At 60.2% G+C, this 20,546-nt stretch carries 17 protein-coding genes and 2 pseudogenes; 1 reads left to right on the top strand and 18 read right to left on the bottom strand.

Annotated features, from left to right (window positions below; all coding sequences use genetic code 11):
* Nucleotides 1-4 precede the first annotated feature (4 nt).
* From J2R78_RS32470 to J2R78_RS32445, 6 genes and pseudogenes are all read right to left on the bottom strand, one after another.
* Nucleotides 5-940 (bottom strand): hypothetical protein, encoded by a 936-nt coding sequence (locus tag J2R78_RS32470; RefSeq protein ID WP_253608151.1) that lies wholly within the window; start codon nucleotides 938-940, stop codon nucleotides 5-7.
* A 410-nt stretch (nucleotides 941-1,350) separates the two neighbouring features.
* Nucleotides 1,351-1,808: pseudogene (locus J2R78_RS32465) on the bottom strand (cupin domain-containing protein).
* Between the two features lie 129 nt (nucleotides 1,809-1,937).
* Entirely contained in the window at nucleotides 1,938-3,197 is a 1,260-nt protein-coding gene (locus J2R78_RS32460; protein WP_253608150.1) for an ABC transporter permease, read from the bottom strand.
* Entirely contained in the window at nucleotides 3,194-3,889 is a 696-nt protein-coding gene (locus tag J2R78_RS32455; protein WP_253608149.1) for an ABC transporter ATP-binding protein, read from the bottom strand. Before J2R78_RS32455 ends, J2R78_RS32460 begins: the two co-directional genes overlap by 4 nt.
* 23 nt (nucleotides 3,890-3,912) lie before the next feature.
* Nucleotides 3,913-5,085, bottom strand: coding sequence for an efflux RND transporter periplasmic adaptor subunit (locus tag J2R78_RS32450; RefSeq protein WP_253608148.1), 1,173 nt, complete (start codon nucleotides 5,083-5,085; stop codon nucleotides 3,913-3,915).
* Nucleotides 5,086-5,284: 199 nt separating this feature from the next.
* Nucleotides 5,285-5,644: a hypothetical protein gene (locus J2R78_RS32445; protein ID WP_253636031.1), complete on the bottom strand. Its 360-nt coding sequence runs from the start codon at nucleotides 5,642-5,644 to the stop codon at nucleotides 5,285-5,287.
* A 594-nt stretch (nucleotides 5,645-6,238) separates the two neighbouring features.
* Here J2R78_RS32445 and J2R78_RS32440 point away from each other — a divergent pair.
* A pseudogene (locus J2R78_RS32440) lies at nucleotides 6,239-6,565 on the top strand (integrase); the annotation flags it as partial.
* Nucleotides 6,566-6,780: 215 nt separating this feature from the next.
* Here J2R78_RS32440 and J2R78_RS32435 read toward each other — a convergent pair.
* From J2R78_RS32435 to J2R78_RS32380, 12 genes are all read right to left on the bottom strand, one after another.
* On the bottom strand, nucleotides 6,781-7,635 hold the full coding sequence (locus J2R78_RS32435; protein ID WP_253608144.1) for a carbohydrate ABC transporter permease: 855 nt from the start codon (nucleotides 7,633-7,635) through the stop codon (nucleotides 6,781-6,783).
* 1 nt (nucleotide 7,636) lies between these two features.
* On the bottom strand, nucleotides 7,637-8,485 hold the full coding sequence (locus J2R78_RS32430) for a carbohydrate ABC transporter permease (protein WP_253608143.1): 849 nt from the start codon (nucleotides 8,483-8,485) through the stop codon (nucleotides 7,637-7,639).
* Nucleotides 8,486-8,577: 92 nt separating this feature from the next.
* Nucleotides 8,578-9,606 carry an ABC transporter ATP-binding protein gene (locus J2R78_RS32425; RefSeq protein ID WP_253608141.1) on the bottom strand — a complete coding sequence of 343 codons (1,029 nt, stop codon included), beginning with the start codon at nucleotides 9,604-9,606 and terminating at the stop codon, nucleotides 8,578-8,580.
* A 115-nt stretch (nucleotides 9,607-9,721) separates the two neighbouring features.
* Entirely contained in the window at nucleotides 9,722-11,002 is a 1,281-nt protein-coding gene (locus J2R78_RS32420) for an extracellular solute-binding protein (protein ID WP_253608140.1), read from the bottom strand.
* Nucleotides 11,003-11,554: 552 nt separating this feature from the next.
* Complete coding sequence (locus J2R78_RS32415; protein WP_253608138.1) at nucleotides 11,555-11,749, bottom strand: hypothetical protein; 195 nt, start codon at nucleotides 11,747-11,749, stop codon at nucleotides 11,555-11,557.
* A gap of 333 nt (nucleotides 11,750-12,082) precedes the next feature.
* A complete protein-coding gene (locus tag J2R78_RS32410) occupies nucleotides 12,083-13,006 on the bottom strand; it encodes a complex I NDUFA9 subunit family protein (protein WP_253608137.1) in 924 nt (307 codons plus the stop codon).
* Nucleotides 13,007-13,067: 61 nt separating this feature from the next.
* Nucleotides 13,068-13,820, bottom strand: coding sequence for a cupin domain-containing protein (locus J2R78_RS32405; protein WP_253608136.1), 753 nt, complete (start codon nucleotides 13,818-13,820; stop codon nucleotides 13,068-13,070).
* 218 nt (nucleotides 13,821-14,038) lie between these two features.
* Nucleotides 14,039-15,187: a CapA family protein gene (locus tag J2R78_RS32400; RefSeq protein ID WP_253608134.1), complete on the bottom strand. Its 1,149-nt coding sequence runs from the start codon at nucleotides 15,185-15,187 to the stop codon at nucleotides 14,039-14,041.
* Between the two features lie 418 nt (nucleotides 15,188-15,605).
* A complete protein-coding gene (locus J2R78_RS32395; protein WP_253608133.1) occupies nucleotides 15,606-16,667 on the bottom strand; it encodes an adenylate/guanylate cyclase domain-containing protein in 1,062 nt (353 codons plus the stop codon).
* Entirely contained in the window at nucleotides 16,664-17,041 is a 378-nt protein-coding gene (locus tag J2R78_RS32390; protein WP_253609988.1) for a response regulator, read from the bottom strand. Before J2R78_RS32390 ends, J2R78_RS32395 begins: the two co-directional genes overlap by 4 nt.
* Nucleotides 17,034-19,757: a response regulator gene (locus J2R78_RS32385; RefSeq protein ID WP_253608132.1), complete on the bottom strand. Its 2,724-nt coding sequence runs from the start codon at nucleotides 19,755-19,757 to the stop codon at nucleotides 17,034-17,036. Before J2R78_RS32385 ends, J2R78_RS32390 begins: the two co-directional genes overlap by 8 nt.
* Nucleotides 19,758-19,781: 24 nt before the next feature.
* On the bottom strand, nucleotides 19,782-20,528 hold the full coding sequence (locus J2R78_RS32380) for a DUF3365 domain-containing protein (RefSeq protein ID WP_253608131.1): 747 nt from the start codon (nucleotides 20,526-20,528) through the stop codon (nucleotides 19,782-19,784).
* Nucleotides 20,529-20,546 lie beyond the last annotated feature (18 nt).

Below are 20,546 nucleotides of genomic sequence, written 5' to 3'. Positions count from 1 at the left end.
GCTCTCACCACGCGTTGAGGTCGGTGACGAGTTGCTTGTCCAGGGACAGGCTTTCCATGCCGCTGGAAAGCAAGATGCCGCTTCGATTATGGTGCCCATTGCCGGGAATGTTCCGCTTGTGGTGCAGGAAGTGACCGACCTCGTGCGCCATGACGCCAATGAACGCCTCGCCATAGTCGAACACGGGTGGATTGCCCTGATCGACAACCACGAAGACCTGCTCGTCGGGCAGATATTCTCCAGCCGCCTCGTTATCCATTGCGTCATAGTCGCCGACGAGAAAACACGTGAGATCGGCGCCGCGTACCTTGAACGGGACGATCTCCTTGCGGAAAACATCCCGCGAGATTTTTGGCCCCAGGGCTTTCCGGACCGTCATCCAAGTCGCCTCTGCCGGGGTGAAGAAGATATTTGCCTGAGCCCCGAACGTCCAGTTCAGCTTGGTGAGGAACCAGGGCACGTCGTCCGGCGTCCATTTCGTGGCGTTGATCAGATTGCCGGATTGATCGAGGTACTTGAGGAATTTGAACGCGATCGTGAAATCCTTGCGCGGCAGAATGGCGACATCCAACTTGATGCTTGTGCTGCCGCGTACGGCTTTAAGCTCGGGAATGCCTTTATCCTTGGGCGAGACCTTGAGGCCGCGCGCAGGGCCGTCCGGCCGTGCAGTGGCATACAGCGCTGTACGCAGACGCAGCAACTGGTCGTCGCGCTCCTGGCCTTTTTGCTCCCTGAAGCGGGTCTTGATGTATTCCTGAGCGACACGTTCGACGTCATCGAGCCGCACATCCTCGACCAGTAATCGATTGCGATCATACGACAGGCCAACGTCCTTGCTGTCGCGGAGACAGACCAGGTTGAAGCCTTCCCGAGGAACGATCATGAAATTTTGCGCAGCGTACACACCCGAATTCTGCAGGAACTGAACGAAGCTCGGCATGGCTCCCCCCCCCCTCCTAATCCACGGACGGGATCTCGCACGGTCCATCGCGCCGGGCATATCCATCCGGGATCATCTTGTCCGGTTGAGCGAGCAAGATAGCGGAAATTGGCCTTGCGAGGCAGTTGATTTCGCTTGGTGTCGTGGAGCAGCAAGGGCGAATGCCGACTCAAGCCGAGCGCATTCGGCCTCGCGATCGCTCAGGGGAAAACGCACAATCACGTCCTGACGCGCGAGCTGGCCCCACAGCGCGTCCGACGACCATTTCTGCGGCTCGGGTCCGCGCGGACCGTCGACCCAGATGAAATACCATTCCGCCATGGACGCGACCAAAGCTCCCTTGCCGGAACATTGGTCCTTCGCCGGCCAATCCGCAACGCCTGATTTCGCGCCCGGCGCGGCTGGTGCGGCTATTCGTACGGCGTGCCGTCCTTGTGCAGGAAGCGGCCGTCGGAGCTCGGGCTCATCATGTCGATGTCGGAGCAGGTGATGACGTCGCCGCGCGAGCGCGAGCCGACCTCGAGATGGGTTGCCGTCATCTGCGATCTGTTGATCAGATGATGCCCGTTGCCGGAGTTTTTTTTGGAAACGCCGCGCAATCGCCGGCGCGCAGCACCGTCTCGCCGCCGTCTTCCACCAGCACCACTTCGCCCGCGAGCACATAGACGAACTCGTCCTCGTCCGAATGCCAGTGGCGCTGGCTCGACCAGTTGCCGGGCGGCAGCCGCATCAGGTTGACGCCGAAGTCGGCGAGCCCGCCGGCATCGCCGAGACGCTGCCGCACCCGCTCGGCGCACGGCGCGGCGAACTCCGCCGGATAGCCGGTCTCCTTGCGTTCCGGCACTTTTGTCAGATCGATCCTGGGCATGGCATTTCCTCGGACGATGGCAGCAAGCGAATGCGCGACCATAAGCGTGGATCTGCGCCTATCGCAATGGCCCGCCCCGTCTCGCAAAGCTCATGGCCACCACCCAGCGACGCGGATCACGCGCCCGGACTACCCGGACCTTAGCAGCGTCGCCGGATCCAAACGCGCAGCCCGTTCGGCGGGCAGAAGACCGAAGACAATACCGACGAGACTGGAGCAGGCGATCGCGATCAACGCCATCTGTCCATTGAACTCGACAGGCCAGCCTAGAGCGGAGGGGATCACGCGTGCGCAGAGGTAACCGACAACGAGTCCCAACAGTCCGCCGATGGTACACAGGAGTACCCCTTCCAGCAAAAACTGTGCGCGGATGTCTTGTGGGCGGGCGCCGAACGCCAACCGGATTCCAATCTCGTTGATCCGTTCTGTGACCGATACGAGCATGATGTTCATCACGCCAATGCCGCCGACCAGCAGGGAGATTCCCGAAAGCGTGGACACCAGCAAGGTGAACTGGCGATAGGCCCGGTCGCTCGTCTGGGCGATCTGGATGAGGTTCTGGATGCGAAAATCGTTAGCCTTGCGCCCCACGATCTTGTGGCGCAGCCGCAGGACTTGCGCAATTGCCGCCTCCGCGGCTTGCATCGATTGAGCGGACTCCGTCTTCACGAGAATGCTATGCACGGCATCCGGGTTAGCCTGGCTGCGTCCAATCGTGAAGATTTTCGCGGACGACAACGGAATGAACATGACGTCGTCCTGGTCCCGACCGGTGAAGTCCTGGCCTTTCTCGGCGAGCACTCCGATCACGAGATAGGACGAACGATCAATACGGACGAAACGGCCAAGCGGGTCGCTGCCCTTGAACAGTTCACGGGCTAAAGTGCGGCCGAGAATTGCAACTTTTGCGGCCGATACAACGTGATCGTCGCTAAGCAGTTGGCCCTCCGCGAGCCTCCACCCCCGCGCTTCAAAAAAATTCGGCGTCACACCGGCTACGAGGGTCGACCAGTTCATGTCCCCTGATATTGTCGTCTTTTGCTCACCGACGAACGGTGCCGCAACGACAATATCGGGCACCTCGCGAGCGATCGCCAGCGCATCAGCCGTTGTGAGCGAGAGAATGGTGCCGGCCTGATGCCGGACGCCCTGCGCGAGTTGCGCACCGGGCTGCACAAGCATCAGATTTGAGCCAAGCGAATTTATCTGCTTCGAGATTTCAGCACGCGCGCCTTCCGCCACCGCAACGACGACCACGACGGCGGCAATGCCGATGACAATGCCGGTCACAGCGAGAATGGAGCGCAATATGTGCGCACGTACCGACCGAAACGCCAGAGCAACATAGCCGAACGATCGCATCGAAATCCCATGTGGATCGAGGCTCATGACGTGACGTGGCGTTCCGGTTCGCCGACGACCGCGCCGTCCCGTAACCTGATGATGCGCCGCGCGCACGCTGCGACCTCGGGGTCGTGCGTCACCAGCACTACCGTGAGTGCGGTGCGCTGCAACTGGCAGAGCAGCGCGAGAATGGCGTCACGCGTGCTCGTGTCCAGCGCGCCTGTCGGTTCATCCGCCAGCAGAAGGTCCGGGCCGTTGACGATGGCTCGTGCGATTGCAACGCGCTGCTGCTCTCCCCCCGACAGTTTTGAGGGCACGTGGTGCATCCGAAGGCCGAGCCCGACCCTTTCGAGCACGGCGCGCGCACGCGCCAGCGGATTGCGCAGCGGCTCGGTCCGGTAGAAGAGCGGCAGCGCGACATTCTCGAGCGCGGTGAGGCGCGGCAACAGGTTGAAGTTTTGAAAGACAATTCCAACGCGTCGATTGCGCAGCTCGCTCAGGCGGATCTTCGACTGCGCAAACACATTCTCGCCGTGGAGAAGGTAACGCCCGCGCGACGGCTGGTCGAGGCAGCCCAGGATCGAAAGCAAGGTCGACTTGCCCGATCCCGATGGACCCACGACGGCGACGAATTCTCCGCGATCGATCTCCAGACAGACGTCCGAAAGCGCCTGAACGGCTTGGTTGCCGAGCCGATGTTGCTTGTGGATATGATCGAGGATGACGAGCGGACTCATGCGCTAACCGCCGGGCGGCTCCACTAAGGTTTGCTCCGATAACCGATGGCGACCCGTTCGCCGATCTTTATATCTGGCGACAGAATCTGGGTCAGGGAATCGCCGCTGGCGCCCAGTGAAACGGCAGTGGACTTCAAAGCGCCCGATTTCATGCGAACCCAGATCACCCCTGTTCCGGGAGTGGGGTGGCTTGCGCCTTCCTGCCTTGGCCGAAAACTCAGCGCAGCATTGGGAACGACTATCGCGTCTTGCTGCTCCTGCACCACGATGCGGACGTCTGCAGTCATGCCGGGAAGCAACAAGCCTTCGGGATTGGGCGCTGAAATCATCACGGTGTAGGTCACCACGTTTTGCACCATCCGTGCCGCCTTTCGGGTCTCAAGCACGCGCCCTTCGAACGTGCGCCCGGGATACGAATCGACGCCGAATCGAGCGCGCTGCCCGGTTCGCACCGCACCGATGTCGGCCTCGCTCACCGATGCGTCGACCCGCATGTCCGAAAGATCGCGCGCGATCGTGAACAGCGTCGGCGCCTGCAGGCTCGCGGCCACGGTTTGACCGAGTTCCACGCTGCGCCGGATGACAACGCCATCGATCGGCGATTTGATGATGCTTCGCTCGAGATCGAGCTGAACCCGTTCGAGTGAAGCCCGCGCGGCCGTCACTCCGGCCGCGCGTATCTGCTCGCGCGCCTTGGCCGCGGACAATTCGGAGGCGAGCGACCGCGCCGCCATCTGGGCGCGCTCGGCGTCACGCTGGGAAACGCTGCCGTTTCTGCTGAGCGTGCTCTTGACCTGAAGATCACGCAGAGCGTCATCGTGACGTGCCTGTACGCCCTCGATCACCGTCTTGGCCTCCTCGTGCTGCGCCAATGCGACCTCAAGGGCAGCATCCGCCTCCTTGACCTGGACTTCAAAGGTCGCGCTGTCGAGCGCCGCAAGCGGCTCGCCGGCCCGGACGGGGGAATTGTGATCGGCCATCAACCTCGCGACCTGACCCGACAGCTGGGAGCTGACCTCGACCGTGTCGACCGCTTCGAGCGTTCCGGAAGCGGTGACATTCTGCACGACGTTGTCGCGGGCGATGCTGACATAGCGCAGGTCATCCTGACCGTCCCCGATCGCGGAGACCGGACTATCCGGAGCCCACAACGGATAGGTTGCGGCAACCGCAAGAACTCCCAGCGCTCCACGCACCAGAAGCTTTCGCGGGACGTTCGGTTGATCGACCTTACGAATGATGATCTCACCGCGCCGACCGATGCGGTCCTCCGTGCTGAGAGCAGGCGTAGCTGCCGCGCTTTCCGATGCCGCAGACGGCGCGACGAGACCCAGATAGCCTGGGACGTCGCCACGCCGCCGCGGCCGCGATCCGAAGTGATCGCCCTGGGCCGGATCAGGGCATGAAGACCGCTGTATGTGGACTGTTGGCTGAGGGCGCCGTCTTTCCGGCCGTGACCGGTGGAGGCGTCTTCAGGGTGCCGTTGCCGGGATTGGCATTGGTGTTGGGCTGAGTGAAGTGATGCGTGAGCAACGACTCTACTTCGGCCGCCGGGGTGGTGTGATCTGCGCCGGACAGCGGACTTCCCTGCCCCGGCACGATGTCGGCTGATCGACCATTGGTTTTGACGAACGGATTGCTGGAGGTCGTCAGGCCGCCCGCACCGACCGCCGTGAACAGATGGTCGGATGCCTGGCCGGGGTAAGTGCCCGCGAGCAATGATACGCCCGCCGCAAGGATTGCGAGTTTTCTCATCATCAACTCCTGTTTGGTTTGCGTCGCCGGGGCGCCAAGTTGGCTGACGGCGCCGAACGCTTGAATGCCGTTGACCCGCCGCGGTTCCTATTTCTCGCCGGAATCGAGCAATGTCCGAGATGACGAATGAGATAGTTTCTGACAGGGAAGTCAGAATCGTCGAAGTCGCGAACGGTCTCTTCTTCTGAAATCAAGAATTCGTTGAGCACTGCCTACGGACGTGACTCGTCCCGTCGACATTTGACAGGTCCTCCGTGAAATCGGGTGGCGTTACGGCCAGGGCCATCTCACGCCCGAAGGTCGTCTCACAAAGCTGTTCCGGAAGTTGGCGCAGGACCAGCAGTTGCGATCCGGGCGCTGAGCTGAGCCAGCCATCCGTCGAGATCGGTCTGTGTTTCGAGGAGATCAGCCAGCGAGCGCGGCGTCCAAAGCGCGCCAAATGCACATGACCGTACCGCAAGCGGATGTTGGAGCGGGTGAAGGGAATCGAACCCTCGTATTCAGCTTGGAAGTCTTCGAATTTCGCCAATACTTTCAATATTTATTCCGATACTTTACAGCCTTCCGGATGACTGAGATCACTACGGAATTTCTCTTTGTCGGAACGGCCGCACACACTGTAACCGAACGATGACGGCCTACCGCGATCACGTCGAACGAATCTTCGCGGAATGGCTCAACACCACACTCCACGAGCTCGCAACCGACCCAGCGGGGATGGCCAAGAAGCACGATGAAGTCACACGAGATAACGGGCCATACATGGCCAATGGCAGCATGCGGACCCTGCGGGCCATCTACAATCATGCCCGGAAGACGAACAGGTCGCTGCCGTCAGATAATCCAGCCGATGCGGTCGATTGGAATGTCGAGGAGCGCCGCAACACCGGGATGGGATCCGCTGACTTAAAGGGCTGGTTCGCATTCTCGGTGCACACAACGTGCACACAAAAGTCGAAGTGCACAGGCTAGCACCTACAACGAATACCCAATTGATCACGGCGCGTTCGTTGACCGAACTCGCGCCCTACCACCGAACAGCCGCGACACTGCCCCCGGCATACCAGGACTTTTGCAACACAATCCGCCAAGAGCTGACATGGTATGGTGACGCGGGGCGTATCGGGTTGCGCGCGTCACTTGATTGCTCCCATGGTAAAGCCAGCTACGAAGCGAGCGACGAAGAAATTATAGATGATGGCAATCGGCACGCTCGCAATCAGGCAGGCTGCCATCATCGATCCCCAGAAATAGACGTCGCCTCGCACAAGAAAGGTCGGCACTCCGACGCTCACCGTATAGCTCGACGACGCAGTGATAAAAGTGACGCCATAGACGAATTCCTGCGTTACCAGAGTAAAGGCGAAAATGACTGCCGTCAGTATTCCGGCGACCGAAATCGGCATCACCACTTTAATGAACGCGCCAAAGCGGCTCAGCCCGTCGATCATGGCCGCGTCCTCCAGATCGCGCGGGATCGTCTTGAAGAAGCCCATCAGAAGCCAGGTGCAGAACGGCACGGTGAAGCTCGGATAGACGAGAATGAGCGACCAGACCGAATCCTGCAATCCCAGTATCGCGATGATGCGCGAGAACGGGATAAACAGAATCGTCGGCGGTACCAGATAAGTGAGGAATATCGTGACACCCAGGGTTTGCGCCCATGCGCCGGCCATGCGCGCGAGCGCGTAGCCGGCCGGGACGGCGAGCGCGAGCGTGATGATCACGACGGCTACTCCGACGAAGCCGGTATTCAACAGCCATTGCAGGTATTGGGTGTCCTCAAACAGCACCGAAAGATGCCGCAGCGTCGGTGGATCGTTGAACAAATAGGGGTTGTTTTCGGTGTTGTGCAGATCCTGGGTGGTTTTGAACGTTGTGATCAGCATCCAGTAGAACGGGAATGCAAGAAAGGTCACAAAGAAAGTCAGAATGGCGGCGTGGCCGGTCTGCTTGGCGATCCGACGTCCGCTGGTTAATCGAGAGGTCATCTCACGTTACCTCGGTGCGCCGGGCGAACCACAGGAACAGGATGGCGACGCCCGCGAGAACAGGGAATAGGAACAGCGAGATGGCCGCGCCTCCCGCAAGATCACCTCCCTGAATGCCGGTGAAATAGGCCCAACTGGCGATGACTTGCGTGGTGTCGTAAGGACCGCCACGCGTTAGCACGAGCACGACGATCAGGTCAGTGAAGGTGAAGATGATGCCGAACAACAACGCCACTAGCGTAATCGGCAGAATCAACGGCGTTGTGATCTGGAAATGATGGCGCCAGAACCCGGCTCCATCCACTTCTGCCGCGTCATGGATGTCTTGCGGGATCGACGACAAGCCGGCCAGGATGATCACGGTCGCCAGCGGAAGAATGCGCCAGACGTTGACAGCGATGATCGACGCTTTTGCCAAGGTGGGTTCGCCGAGCCAGATCGGCCATTCGTTCGGTCCGAGCAGGCCAGCTGCGCGCGCCGTCCAGTTGATGACGCTGTAGATCGAATCGAAGATCCAAAGCCAACCGATGCTACCAAGCGAGATCGGCGCCACCCACGGCAGCAGAATCAACAGACGAACCAGCCATTTGCCGCGGAAATCGATGGAAAGCGCAGTCGCCAGAATGTTGGCGAGCACCATGACGAAAAGCTGGGAGACGATGGTGATGACGATTGTATTCTGAAGCGAAAGCCAGAAAGTGCGGCTGTCGACGATGCGTCGGAAATTTTCTAGCCCGACGAAATGCGCCTCCTGGCCGGCGACCGTCGCGCTGGAAAGGCTGTAATAGATCGAGAGCAGGAAGGGAAAGCCGACCAGCAGAATAATGTAGAGGATCGCGGGCGCCAGCATAGCGCGCCACAGCCAGCGATCGTTATCGGCAAGACGCGACAGGAAGCGGTCTTGCGCGCGGGTCCTGCGAGCCGTCCCCGCGAGGATTGACGTCACGTCGCACCTCCGTCAATGCGACACCCGCTCTCCTTGTCGAAGCGGGCGATGTCCAGGCGCCTTACAACAAAATCGTAGACCTCGCCGGCGTCAATATGGGTGCGGACGTTCGACGGGATCTTGGAGATCACGTGCGCCTCGGGCGTTCGGCCGTCGATCACGCCGTAAACCAAGCGGTCGGCGCCGAGATACTCGACGCGGGTGATGCGGAATGGAAAGTCGACGATGTTATCGTCCGGCTCAACCTCCTTCGGCAGGAATGCCTCCGGCCGGAATCCGATCCAAGTCTTGCCATCCTCGATCAGATTCATCGGCGGTGAACCGATGAACGTGGCGGCGAAGGTATCGGCCGGCAAGCCATAAATCTCGTGCGGAGTGCCGATCTGGTGGACACGACCTTGATTGAGAACAGCGATGCGGTCACCCAGGCCCATGGCCTCGGCCTGATCATGGGTGACGTAGATGGTGGTGGTGCCAAGGCTGCGGTGAAATTGCTTTAGCTCGTCGCGCGCGGAGTTGCGCAACTTTGCGTCGAGATTCGACAGAGGCTCGTCAAGAAGGAAGACGACCGGCTCACGCACCACCGCGCGCGCAAGGGCGACGCGCTGACGCTCTCCGCCCGACAACTGACGGGGCTTGCGGTCAAGGAGGCCTTGAATGCCGAATATCTGCGCCGCCCAGGTGACCTTCTTGCGGATCGCCTCTTTTGGCATGCCGACTGCACGCAGCGGAAACGAAATGTTCTTTGCGACGGTGAGGTGCGGATAGAGTGCGTAACTTTGGAACACCATGGCGACATTTCGTGCGCGCGGCGGGAGCCCGGTCACGATGTTTCCATCAATCACGATGTCGCCTGAGGTTGGCCGCTCAAGGCCGGCGATCAAACGCATCAACGTCGTCTTGCCGCACCCCGATGGACCGAGCAAAACCAGGAATTCTCCTTCCTTGGCGACGAGGTCAATGCCGTCGACAGCGCGGACCTCGTCGAAAAGCTTGGTGACACGTCGTGTTTCCACAATTGCCATGCGCCAATCCCGCTTGCCTTACCCTACGAAGCCGTTCATCTGAACGGCTTCGGTGCAGACATGGTCCGTTGCGCTCAGAACCCCTGCCCCCAAACGACAATGCGCGGCGAGACGACTAGATCATCTTCCGATCCTTCCATTTCGCCCAGATTGTCTTCATCTTGACCTCCGCGCGCTTGAGCGCGTCCTCAGGAGTCTCGGCGCCCGCGGCGGCCTCGGCGAACATCGTGTTGATCACCCAGGTATTGAAGGTCTCGTCGATCGCGGCATTGGAGTTGCCGGGATAGCCGACGTTGGTCGCCCAATCGAGCACGTCCGAAAGCACCGCGTACTTGTCCGGCGGCACCGCCTTGGAATCCCTGGCGATGAGCTGGGTCAGGTCGGGGACAGTGTTCGAGAAGCAGGGGAAGTTGTAAAATTCGCCGGCCATGAAGCCCTGTTTGAAGTTGTCGATGTAATCGACCAGGAAAGTCTTTGCGCCGTCGATGTTTTCGGAAAACTTCCAGGTCACATAGCAGTTCATCACGTGCTCGAGGCCGATCTGCCGGACCGGGCCTTTCGGCGGCCTGGCGAGCGCGATCTTTTCGTGGATCGGCATCTTGTCGTTTTCGCCCGCGCGCGTGATCGAAATCGCGTTGAGCACGAGGGACGACCTGCCAGCGAGCATCTGCCGGTTGTTCGACGATGGATCCCAGGCGAACACCTCTGACGTCTCAGTCTCCTGGAACAGAGCTTTGACGAATTTGAGCGCTTCGAGGGTTTCCTTGGAATTGATAGCGAGGTTGCCCTCGGCGTCCTGCTCGTGCGCGCCGAACGAATACATGATCGCACGCATGGCCATCGCGGTGTCGAGTTCGGCGGAGAGGCCGATACCGACCGGAATGCCGGTCTTGTCTTTGATCTTCTTGCCGCCGACGCGGACGTTATCCCAGGTGTCTGGCTTCATGCCAATGTCGCCCCAGAGATCCGATCGATAGTTGACGGGATCGGGGACGAAGCTGTCGGAGAAAGCGAAGTATTTCTGGGTCTTCGGATTATAGGTGCTCCTGACCGCCAGATCGATCGGCTTGCCGTGCTGCTTCTCGCATGCGGCATAGACGTCGCTCATGTCAACAACCTGTTCCTCATAGACCGATGGCGGCGCAAGGAACATCATCAGGTCATGGCCCTTCTGCGCCGAGACCTCCGCGGCTGCGCGCGAAGGGATCAGGCCGAGGTTGATGTTGTCGACGATGACCTCGGTGCCGTTCTTGGCGCCCCATTCCTTGGTGTAGGTGTTGTTGAACCACTTGTCGTAGCCGGGGACGAAGTGACTCCATTGCAGTATCTTCAGTGTCTTGGCGGCGCGAGCCGGCGCAACGTGGAAGTATGGTCCGGCGGCTGCGGCTGCACCCACAGCGGTCCTCATGACGTCGCGGCGCGAAAGCCCGGAGCGACGAGATGCACGGGATGACATGTTTCCCTCCCATTGCTTGATCGTCCAGCGGGAGGTTATGTGCCGGTCAACCGCAGAGACGAGCTCCCGCTGACATTAGCTGGCAATAATTATCCCACGGGCAGGAAATGTTGACAACGCAGCAACGGTGCTCTCATCCAAGAAGAACTCTGTTGCCGGACTGCAGGCCTGGCTAGTCGCACATGATCCTCGGACCGTGGTGGCGCGCTTGATGTTCGCGCCGGCGCCCGGGTCCGTGCCGCGTCGCAATCTTGCCAAAGGATGGATATCGTCAGAAGCAGACCTAATCCCGCGCAACCGAATCCTAAAATTGTTTATATATTTCAACATTATATAGCGGGCCATTCCTGTTCGGAGTGTCGTTCCAGACGCGGCTTCAAGGGCACCTCTGGCCGGACCAGTCGAGGGCTTCCGCGGGGAGACGGTGGATCGCCTGCAACCCAACGCGGGCGCCGCCGGCGACAGATCGGCCCGGGCGGCCTCTGCCAGCCTTTAGCTGCGCATGGCGGCGCGGAAGCCGACGAAGCTCAACGCGCCCGCCACGGTGGCGGCAATCCAGCTCGCCCAGAACGGCACATCGACTCCATTCAAGGTGACGGACCACCCCATCACAGTCCGGATCAACTGCAGAAGCGCGATCAGGGCAAAGATGGCGGCGGCAAGCGTGCAAAAGGTTCTCATAGTCATTGCCCGTCTCCGATGGCACACGAGGACGTGCTCATCCCCCCGCAGCTAAAATGGGGAGGGGCCGGCACGGCGGCCACTCCCCAAGCAAGGAAGCGGCTTAACAGAGCCATTCTCGATGTGTTGCACAATCATCGTTTCGCGACGCCGCGAGTCGGGATCAATTCCGCCTTTGTGCAGGTTTGAGACATGCCGGCTCGTCTGCTCATCAGGGATCAACGGAAGTGGCTGGCCCGGGCTCAAAACGGCGCATTTGATCCCTCTCGGACATCCAGTGGCTGACTGCGGGCGGATGTCGCGCTAAACCGTCAGCGCGGATTAGCCGAGCAGCCTCCTTCACCCGCAATTCGACAGCATCTTCTGGAGTATCGCCTCGACCGACTGCGGCAAAATCCCAAGTTCAGCAAATCCAGGCAACTCCGGCGATGACACGGTGTCGATTTGCATCAGTTCCACTTGATTGCGCGTGAGGAGCGGGCTTCCGAACATTTCGGAGACCCACGCGAGTGCATTCCAGGCGGCAAACGGGATTGGAACCAGTCGGGGCGCAAGTCCAGCCTGGCGCGCAACGGCTCCAAGAAACTCCTCGTAAGAGTAGACGCGCGGGCCACCGAACTCGAAGATTGTTGAACGCATCTCCGCTTGCCGCATGACCCGGCCAATTGCCTCCGCAACATCCTCCACATGGGCCGGCTGCAATCTGGTCAGGCCGCGGCCGAACATCGGATAGATCGGAAGTCGGCGGAGGAGCCCAAGGATGGTAGTGAGAAACGCATCGTCTGGTCCGAACATCACTGCCGGGCGGACGAACAGTGCATCGCCGAAGGCGGACCGGACCGCCAGTTCGCCTTCGCCGCGCTTTCGGATGTAGCGCGATCGTGAGCCGGCATCGGCGCCAATTCCTGAAATGTGAATGAGCCGATCGACACCGGCACGACGAGCTTGAGCCGCGACCCGTTCCGCAGACTCGACGTGAACGGAATGAAAAGTCTCCTGTCCGCGCTCGGCGTAAAGGCTAACCGCGTTTACAACGCCACAGGCGGCGGCAAGCGCATCCGCGACTGACCGCTTGTCGTGAATGTTGGCCCACACTGATTGAAGCTGCGGATCATCGGGACCAAACAGTCTGTGCCCCCGGTCCGGATGCCTTGACGCGGCCCGAACTGGAAATCCGTGAGAGCGCAGATGCCGAACGATCCGGCGGCCGAGAAAACCGGTTCCGCCGAACACGGTGACGGTGCGATCGTTCGTTGCCACCATGATTCAAATTCGCCAACTTATGCGAACGGCCGTCCGCATGCTGTGGGCGGCCCGCCTTCAATTATTGTTTCTTTTCCGGTCCGCCCGGAAGCACAGCTGCCACACCTTCCGGATTGATGTTGAAGACCAAAAATACCAACGGCTCGTTGCCCGGGTTTCCCCATCGGTGCACGAGCGCGTACGGTTCATAGATCAAGGAACCTGGTCCCCTTGCTTCCGTCTTGCCGTCGATCGTGTTCGCTCCGGTGCCGGAAATAATATAGTACAGAGCCGCTCCTGAGCGATGGTGGGGCGGGTTGGAGGGCGTCTGCGCCGGAAATGTAACTCGCGTGAGATTGAGATCATAACCCCCTGGCTGCAGGTCGGGGATTGGAGTCGCAGTCCGATATAGCTCTGTCACGGCCGCAGGTGCCGTCTCGACAGGCCGACCCAAGTCCGCAGCGGGAGCAAGGAAAAAATGGAGGAAAGTAGATGGCTCTCCGCCGCCCGCCGTTAGCGCCGCGGTTTTTCCGCCAGCGATGAATAACCCCTCGCCGGCGTTGAGCGCTTTAGCCTCGCCATCGAGCGCGACCTCGGTCGATCCTGATAGCTGGTAGAGGATGCCGACGGCCGCCGAGACGCCGCACTTCTCGTCCGCTCGAAGGGTGATGCTCACCGCCTTGAAATGCAGCGGCACATCCGTGACGGTCTGCAGTTTGGTTGCAGCGACCACCGTTCGTGTAATTGCCGGCGGAGCGGGCGCGGTTTGTGCGGTCCCGGAGACGGGAAGCGCCATCGCGCCGAGCAACAGTAGTCCGGTTGTCCTGAACTGCATGACTGCCTCCAGGTTCAGCGGGTAATCGGAGTACCATACGCTCTCGCAGTACCTCTTGGAATGGCTGGCCGCTTCGAGCGGCTTACCGCGCCATTCCAGCCGGCGATCCTCGTATCGGCTCTAGAGAGGTTCTTCGAGTCTAGGATAGCTGCTGCCCTAGAATTGCAAGAGAGTTTTCAAGAGTGTCTGCCGAAAGCGGTACCGGGGAGGCTGACGGGTTAAGTCGTTGCCCTCCGCCCGATAAGTGCAAGCTGCCGTTCGGAATCGAAAATGACTCTTGTTCCGAGCTGCTGACATTCCCCATCCAGTGTCTTCCGGATCCATTCAATGTCCTGCGGCGATCGAATGGAGAGACGAAGTTTCTTGATCTGCAAGGGAACCAGTTTGAGCGCATGGAGGTTTCCGTTGGCCGGATCCAGGTCGGCGAAATACATCAACGCCAGGTCGTCACGGTAGCGCTCGTAACCACGGATCCCTTCATAGTCGTTCAGAAAATCTCCGCAGCCATAGAGAATGAGACGATCTCGATAGATTTCGATTGCTCTCGGATGATGCGAAGAATGCCCGTGAACGATCGACACGCCGGCCTGATCGATGAGCGCCCGTGCAAAGACCTTCTGCTCGTCCGGAATGTGATATCCCCAGTTTGATCCCCAATGGATCGAAACGACGATGAGATCGCCCGGCCTCCTGAGTGCCATGACCTGGCTAGCGACCTGCAACGCGCTCACCTCGCATAGGTCGGGCAGCAAGTTGACGCCTGGAGCGTCGGGCGTCGCAGCCCACCCGAACGGGATGCCGCTCGATGTCGATCCGAACGAGAAGATCAGGAGCCTTGCTTTGGCAAGGTTCAGCATTGCGGGCGCGCGCGCTTCGTGATCGTTACGTCCTGCTCCCGTCGCTTTGACGTTGAGTTTCTGCAGAACAGTCAGCGTCTCCAGCAGGCCGGCGCGGCCCCAATCGAGCACATGGTTGTTGGCCAATACACAGCAGTCGATCTTGGCAGCCACGAGACATTCTGCATTCTCGGGGCTCACGCGGTAGTTGATGCCCCTGTTCGCCCGGTCATTGCTGCGGGTCACAGCCGTTTCGAGATTGATGATCCGCGCGTCCGGCTGCATGCACTCCAATTGGTCCAGTGCAGCGCCCCAGACGTAGGACGACCCGTTGCGCCGCGAAATAGGCCCGTTCGCCTGCTCGGCGAGCAGCACGTAAGTCTCCGCCGTTCGCACGTGGCGTTCGTAACTCTCGGAGCTGCAGGGATGCGCCAGCACCTGGTCGATGCCGCGGCCGCACATGACATCTCCGCATAGAAAGAGCCGCACCGATTTCCGATGCCCAGCTGTCAGATGTCGTTCCTCGGCCATCAATTACCGCCTGGTGCGGTGGATTTCACATTCGCTACCTTGGCTCAGCGAGCAGTCATGGCGAATTTCAAATCCAAACCGCACTAGAAGTGATATTGGACACTAGTCTTCGCGTCAGGCGTGAGATCCTCTGAACGCCGTCATCACCTCGGCCAGCACCCGCACCTCGCCTCCCGCATAGCGCGGAGAGAAGTGAAACGGCTCGACGCGGCGCGGGAGGCAGCGTCGGGGTTCGAGTCAGGGGAGCGCTACGAACGGTCACCCACCGAAGGAGAACGTTTGTTCTCACAGACTTATCGAACGTCCTAAGTCAGAGTTACATTTGCCTACATCGATCAAACCCGACCGGTGGGGTAACAGAGGCACTACTCGACCGCCTTTAGTGCGAGCAACAGTGTTCAGGAACATAATGCCATCGTCATTTGAAGTGACCGCTCGAAGGGCCATGACATTCGAACAGTTCGAGGATTCCCTTTCCTTTCAGCTCCACGAGGCCGCAGCTACGGCCTGTGCAGCAATGACGAACCTGGGCCCAGGCCTTGGCACTCATGAGGATCGATCCTCCGTCCGCATGAGCGGTGATGCGGGCCGCGGTGTTGACCGTGTCTCCCCACAAATCGAACATATACTGATGCCGTCCCATGATGCCGGCGATGACCGGTCCGCTGTGAATTCCGACGCGGATGGTCCAGCCGGGCTCGAGCCTCCGCGCGGTTTCGATCATCGCCCTCGCACAGTGCACGGACGCTAGCACCCCGTCCTGCATCGGTTTGAGCAGCCCGGCGGTGGCAAAGAATGCATCACCGATGGTCTTGATCTTCTCCATTGCGTGCGCTTCAACGATGTCCTCAAACGCATCAACAAGTCCCCGAAGCTCGGAGACCACCTGCTCCGCGGGATGGCTGTCGCAATAGTGCGTAAATCCAACGATATCGCTAAACAGGACCGTCACATCGTCAACGCGACGAGGCTTGACCTCGTTCGTCGCCTTCAACTCGGCCAGTGCACTTGCCGGCAGAATGGCCTCCAGCATCTCGTCGGCGCGGCGCCTCTCATATTGGATCTCTTCCAGGTGGTGGGCTTCCCGGTCACGCAGGCGCTTCTTCTCAAGGCACGCGCCGACGCGTGCGCCGAGAATCACGGGGTTGAAGGGCTTGAGAAGATAGTCATCGGCGCCGAGTTCGATGCTGTGGACGACACTGTCAACGTTGTCCACGGCAGAAATCACGATAACGCGAACCTCTCGCAACACCGGGTGCGCCTTGAGTTGCTGCAATACCGCATGCCCATTCATCCCTGGCATCATGACATCAAGGAGCATGAGGTCCACCGGATGTGCGGAAAGCATTGCCATGGCCTCGACGCCATCCGCGGCAGTCAGTACGGTCTCATAGCCCAATCGTCGCAATCGACGTACGAGCAGATAACGATTGTCTTCGTTATCATCGACGACGAGGATCGTGGGCGACGCCTCATTCATCCGTCAGGCACTCCTTTCACCAGAGCCTCGATCCGATCAAGCAGGTGCGGGAAGTTGGTCGGCTTCGTAACGAAGTCATCGCAGCCTGATGCGAGCGCGCGCTCCCGATCCTCCGGCATGGCGTGGGCAGACAGGGCAACGATAGGAACGGTCGCGGTTTCTGGCGCGGCCCGCAACCGCCGGGTAACCTCCCAGCCGTCGATCACCGGCAGCCCGAGATCCATCAGAATCAGATCCGGGAGCTGGCTCTTGGCCCGCGCCAACCCTTCCGCGCCGTCGCGTGCAACGACGACCTCGTAGCCTTTTCGGCGCAATCGGCGCGACACCATATAGATGTTGTCTTCGTTATCCTCGATGTAAAGGATCTTAACCATGGCTTTCGGCCCGCCGATGCCGTTCATTGATGGGAAGTTTATGCTCAAGGAAGTCCCGAATCCTCGTCAACAGCTCATCGCGAGTGCACCCCGCCTTTGAGACAAACTCAATAATTCCGTTATTGAGACGCTGCCGGTCTGCCTCGCTCAAGTCGGTGGCCGTCATCACGACGACAGGGATATTTTCGAAAGCCGCATTCCCGCGGAGTGCCTCGAGGAACTCGAACCCGTCCATCTCCGGCATCATGAGATCCAGCAGTATCAGGCTCGGTCTGTTTTGGGCCAGCTGCTTAAGGCCTTCGCGACCGTTCTCTGCGTCAATGATTCGCCATCCCTCAGCGGCAAGTCTTGACGCCAACAGCCGCCGTGTCTGCGCTTCGTTCTCGATGAGAAGGATGTCCTTTCTCGATGACCCCCCACTCAGATGGTGAAGGACGGCTCGGAGCCGCGTCCAATCGATCGGCTTGGTGATGTACTCGCCAGCGCCCAACGCATAGCCCTTGCTGCGCTCATCCACGATCGTCAGCATGATGACGGGAATCGCAGCCAATTCCGGTATCGATTTGAGTTCTTTGAGCACGTGCCAACCGTCGAGCTCGGGCATCAACACATCCAGCGTGATCAGCGAAGGACGAAGCTCTCGCGCAAGCTTGAGCCCTTCTTGTCCTCCTCGCGCGGTCAGGACATCAAAGCCCTCCTTGCCGAGGAAGCGGCGCATGACATCCAGGGCATCAGGATCGTCGTCGATGACAAGCACACGCGAGATGGGGTCCATCTTTCGACCGGTCGGGCTCTGCGCGACCCGAGGTACCTCGGCGCGTTGTGCTGCGGCATGAGCAGCTTGGTCGGGCAAGCGTACTGTGAACTCGGCTCCGCGACCGTGTATGCTCGCAACGGTGATCTCTCCGCCCATGGCGCGGCATAAACGCTGGCTGATCGCCAGACCGAGCCCCGAACCACCGTACTTGCGGGTCGTTGAGCTGTCGGCTTGAGAGAACTCCTGAAAGAGACGTCCAAGCTGATCCGCCGTCATCCCGATGCCGGTGTCGGCCACGACGAAGACCATCCATCCGGCTGGTCCGTCAGCTTCACGCGCGGCTGTGAGGCGGATCTCGCCATCCTCCGTGAACTTGCACGCATTGCCGAGCAAATTCAGAAGCACCTGACGAACACGGGTCTGGTCTGCCTGCATCGCGCCGATATCCACAGGACAGTCGACGATGAGACGGTTACGGTTCTTGTTGACGATCGATTGGGTCGTCCTTACGACCTCGCTGACGAGTGCACCAACGTCGAACTCCTCCAGGTACAGATCGAGCTTCCCCGCCTCGATCTTGGACAAGTCCAGAATATCGTTGATCAACGTCAGAAGATGCTTGCCGGCCTGAACGATGCGCCCGACCGGCTCGAGAAACGTATGATCAGGCTCCTCCTGTGCCTCCTCGTGAAGCATCTCGGCGAGCCCGATGATCGCGTTGAGCGGCGTCCGGAGCTCGTGGCTCATGTTTGCCAGGAACTGACTCTTTGTCCTGTTTGCCACCTCGGCCTCTTCGCGCGCCCGCTCCAACTCGATCTGCCGTCGCTTCAGCTCGGTGATGTCGGTGTAGACCATGACCGTGCCGCCATCATGGGTCCTGCGCTGGGTCACTCGCACCCAGAGATCGTTGCGGTACGAAAGCTCAGCGACGCTGAAGGGCTCAGAATGCTGCCTCTGGCGTTCCTCGATCCATGCCTTGGGTGTGCGTCCACTCAAATCGGCTACCGAGCGTGTAACTGCTGCTTCGAGGATTTCGCGAAAGCTTGTGCCGGGCTTGAAGAGGTCTGCCCGTTGAGGATAAATCTCGCGAACGCGCTCGTTGCACGCGACGATGCGGTCGTCCGCATCGTAGAGCACGAATCCATCGGAAATGGTTGCGATCGCTGCGGCGAGCGTCTTGCGCTCATGCTCGCGTTCGGCAGTTAGCCGGTCCCGCTCCGTGAGGGTATCGCGGAATATCGCGAGCGTCCGGGCCATCGCGCCGATCTCGTCACGGCCGGCAGCGGGAATCGGAACTGCCACGTTTCCGGCGTTAAGGCCGTCGATCGCCACCACGAGTCGCCGGAGCGGCAGCGTGATCGAGCGCAGCAGGAAGAAGGTCAGGAGTGCAGCCGAAATTACGACAGCAACCGCGATCGCTTGCGTGATCCGGGTCGCAGCGAGGACATCCGCAACCGCTCGATCGCGGTCGGCCGCTACCTCATCGGTAAATTCAGTTACGATGGATCCCAGGAGCTCGTCGACCACGTTACTGTGTTGTCGCGCCTGCGCAAGGAGAGAATTGCCCATCACGCGCCGATCGGCCGTGTACTCCTCGACGGCCGCGGCTGCGAACTTCTGAAACTGAGCAAGCTCAGCACGAACGGCAGCAATGCGATCGGATTTCCGCACCGCCACCTGATCGAGCAGACGCTCCATCCGGCTCTGCGCTTCCGCTGCGTTCCTTTCCGAGAGCGTCAGCATGCTGACGGCGAGGTCCGTCATCCAATAGCGCAACTCTCCGAACGCGACGCGCGCGCCGTTCGCCGCTTCGATGACGCCGATCAGATCGGCAACCTCGGCAACGACTGCCGAATTGTTTGCAAGCTTTCGCGTGAGATAGATATTCGTCCCCAGGATGACGACGAGCAGCACGCTCGACAAAAGAATCACTCGGGTTCGAATATTCAGCCGCGCCATCGTCGCGAGCCCCTCGATACTGGGCTATCGGTAGAGGATGATGCTGATCACGCCGCCCAGCTCATCCAATTTCGCGCCTTCCTTCGGATAACCCGTAATGTCGACTTCGCCTTTTGGCATACCATGGCAGGTCAAGCAGGTTTTGTCGTAATATTGCGGCACCATCACTCGAAATGCCGCACGCCCGCCGGTTTCGACCGCGGTCGAATAGGCCTTGTCGCGCGGCCAATCCGGCGCGAGCATTTTTGACTTGATGACCTCGGTCTCCCACGCGTCCGGACGTGCCTTTCGGTTGCGGATACGATCGGGCGGTCCCGTGACCTTCACTTCAGCCTCGCCCTTTGCCCTGCGCGCAAAGGCTTCATTGACGAGCCGCGCGAACACCGCCGGGATGAACCCCTTGAACCCGGTCCCCTTGGCATTGATCGTCGCCTGATTTGCATCCATCACCTCGACGATCGCGTCCATCTGGACGCGCAGCAATCGGCCTTGTCGAGAGGCGGGATCGACTGAGATCGGATCGATACCCGTCGTTGCGCGATAGATTTCGCGAGCCTGTTCGATCAGCGCCTCGCCGCTGAGGCCCTTGTCGCCAAGCTTCGGATCATCGATCTTCTCCTGCGCGCGGGAGACGACAGCTTCGCCGGCGAGCAGCATGTCTGCGAGGCTCTTGCCTATCAATCGGTCCTCACCCTGATCCTCGCTGGCTGAGGTCGGGGAAATCACCGATGCCGGAACCGTACCCATCAACAGAAGGGCGATCGCCGCCATCAACCGCGAAAGTCTCGA

The sequence above is a fragment of the Bradyrhizobium sp. USDA 4538 genome, assembly GCF_024171045.1.
GTDB lineage: Bacteria > Pseudomonadota > Alphaproteobacteria > Rhizobiales > Xanthobacteraceae > Bradyrhizobium > Bradyrhizobium australafricanum.
Note: the sequence above shows the minus strand (reverse complement) of the source record. Positions and strands in the feature narration are given on the sequence as shown.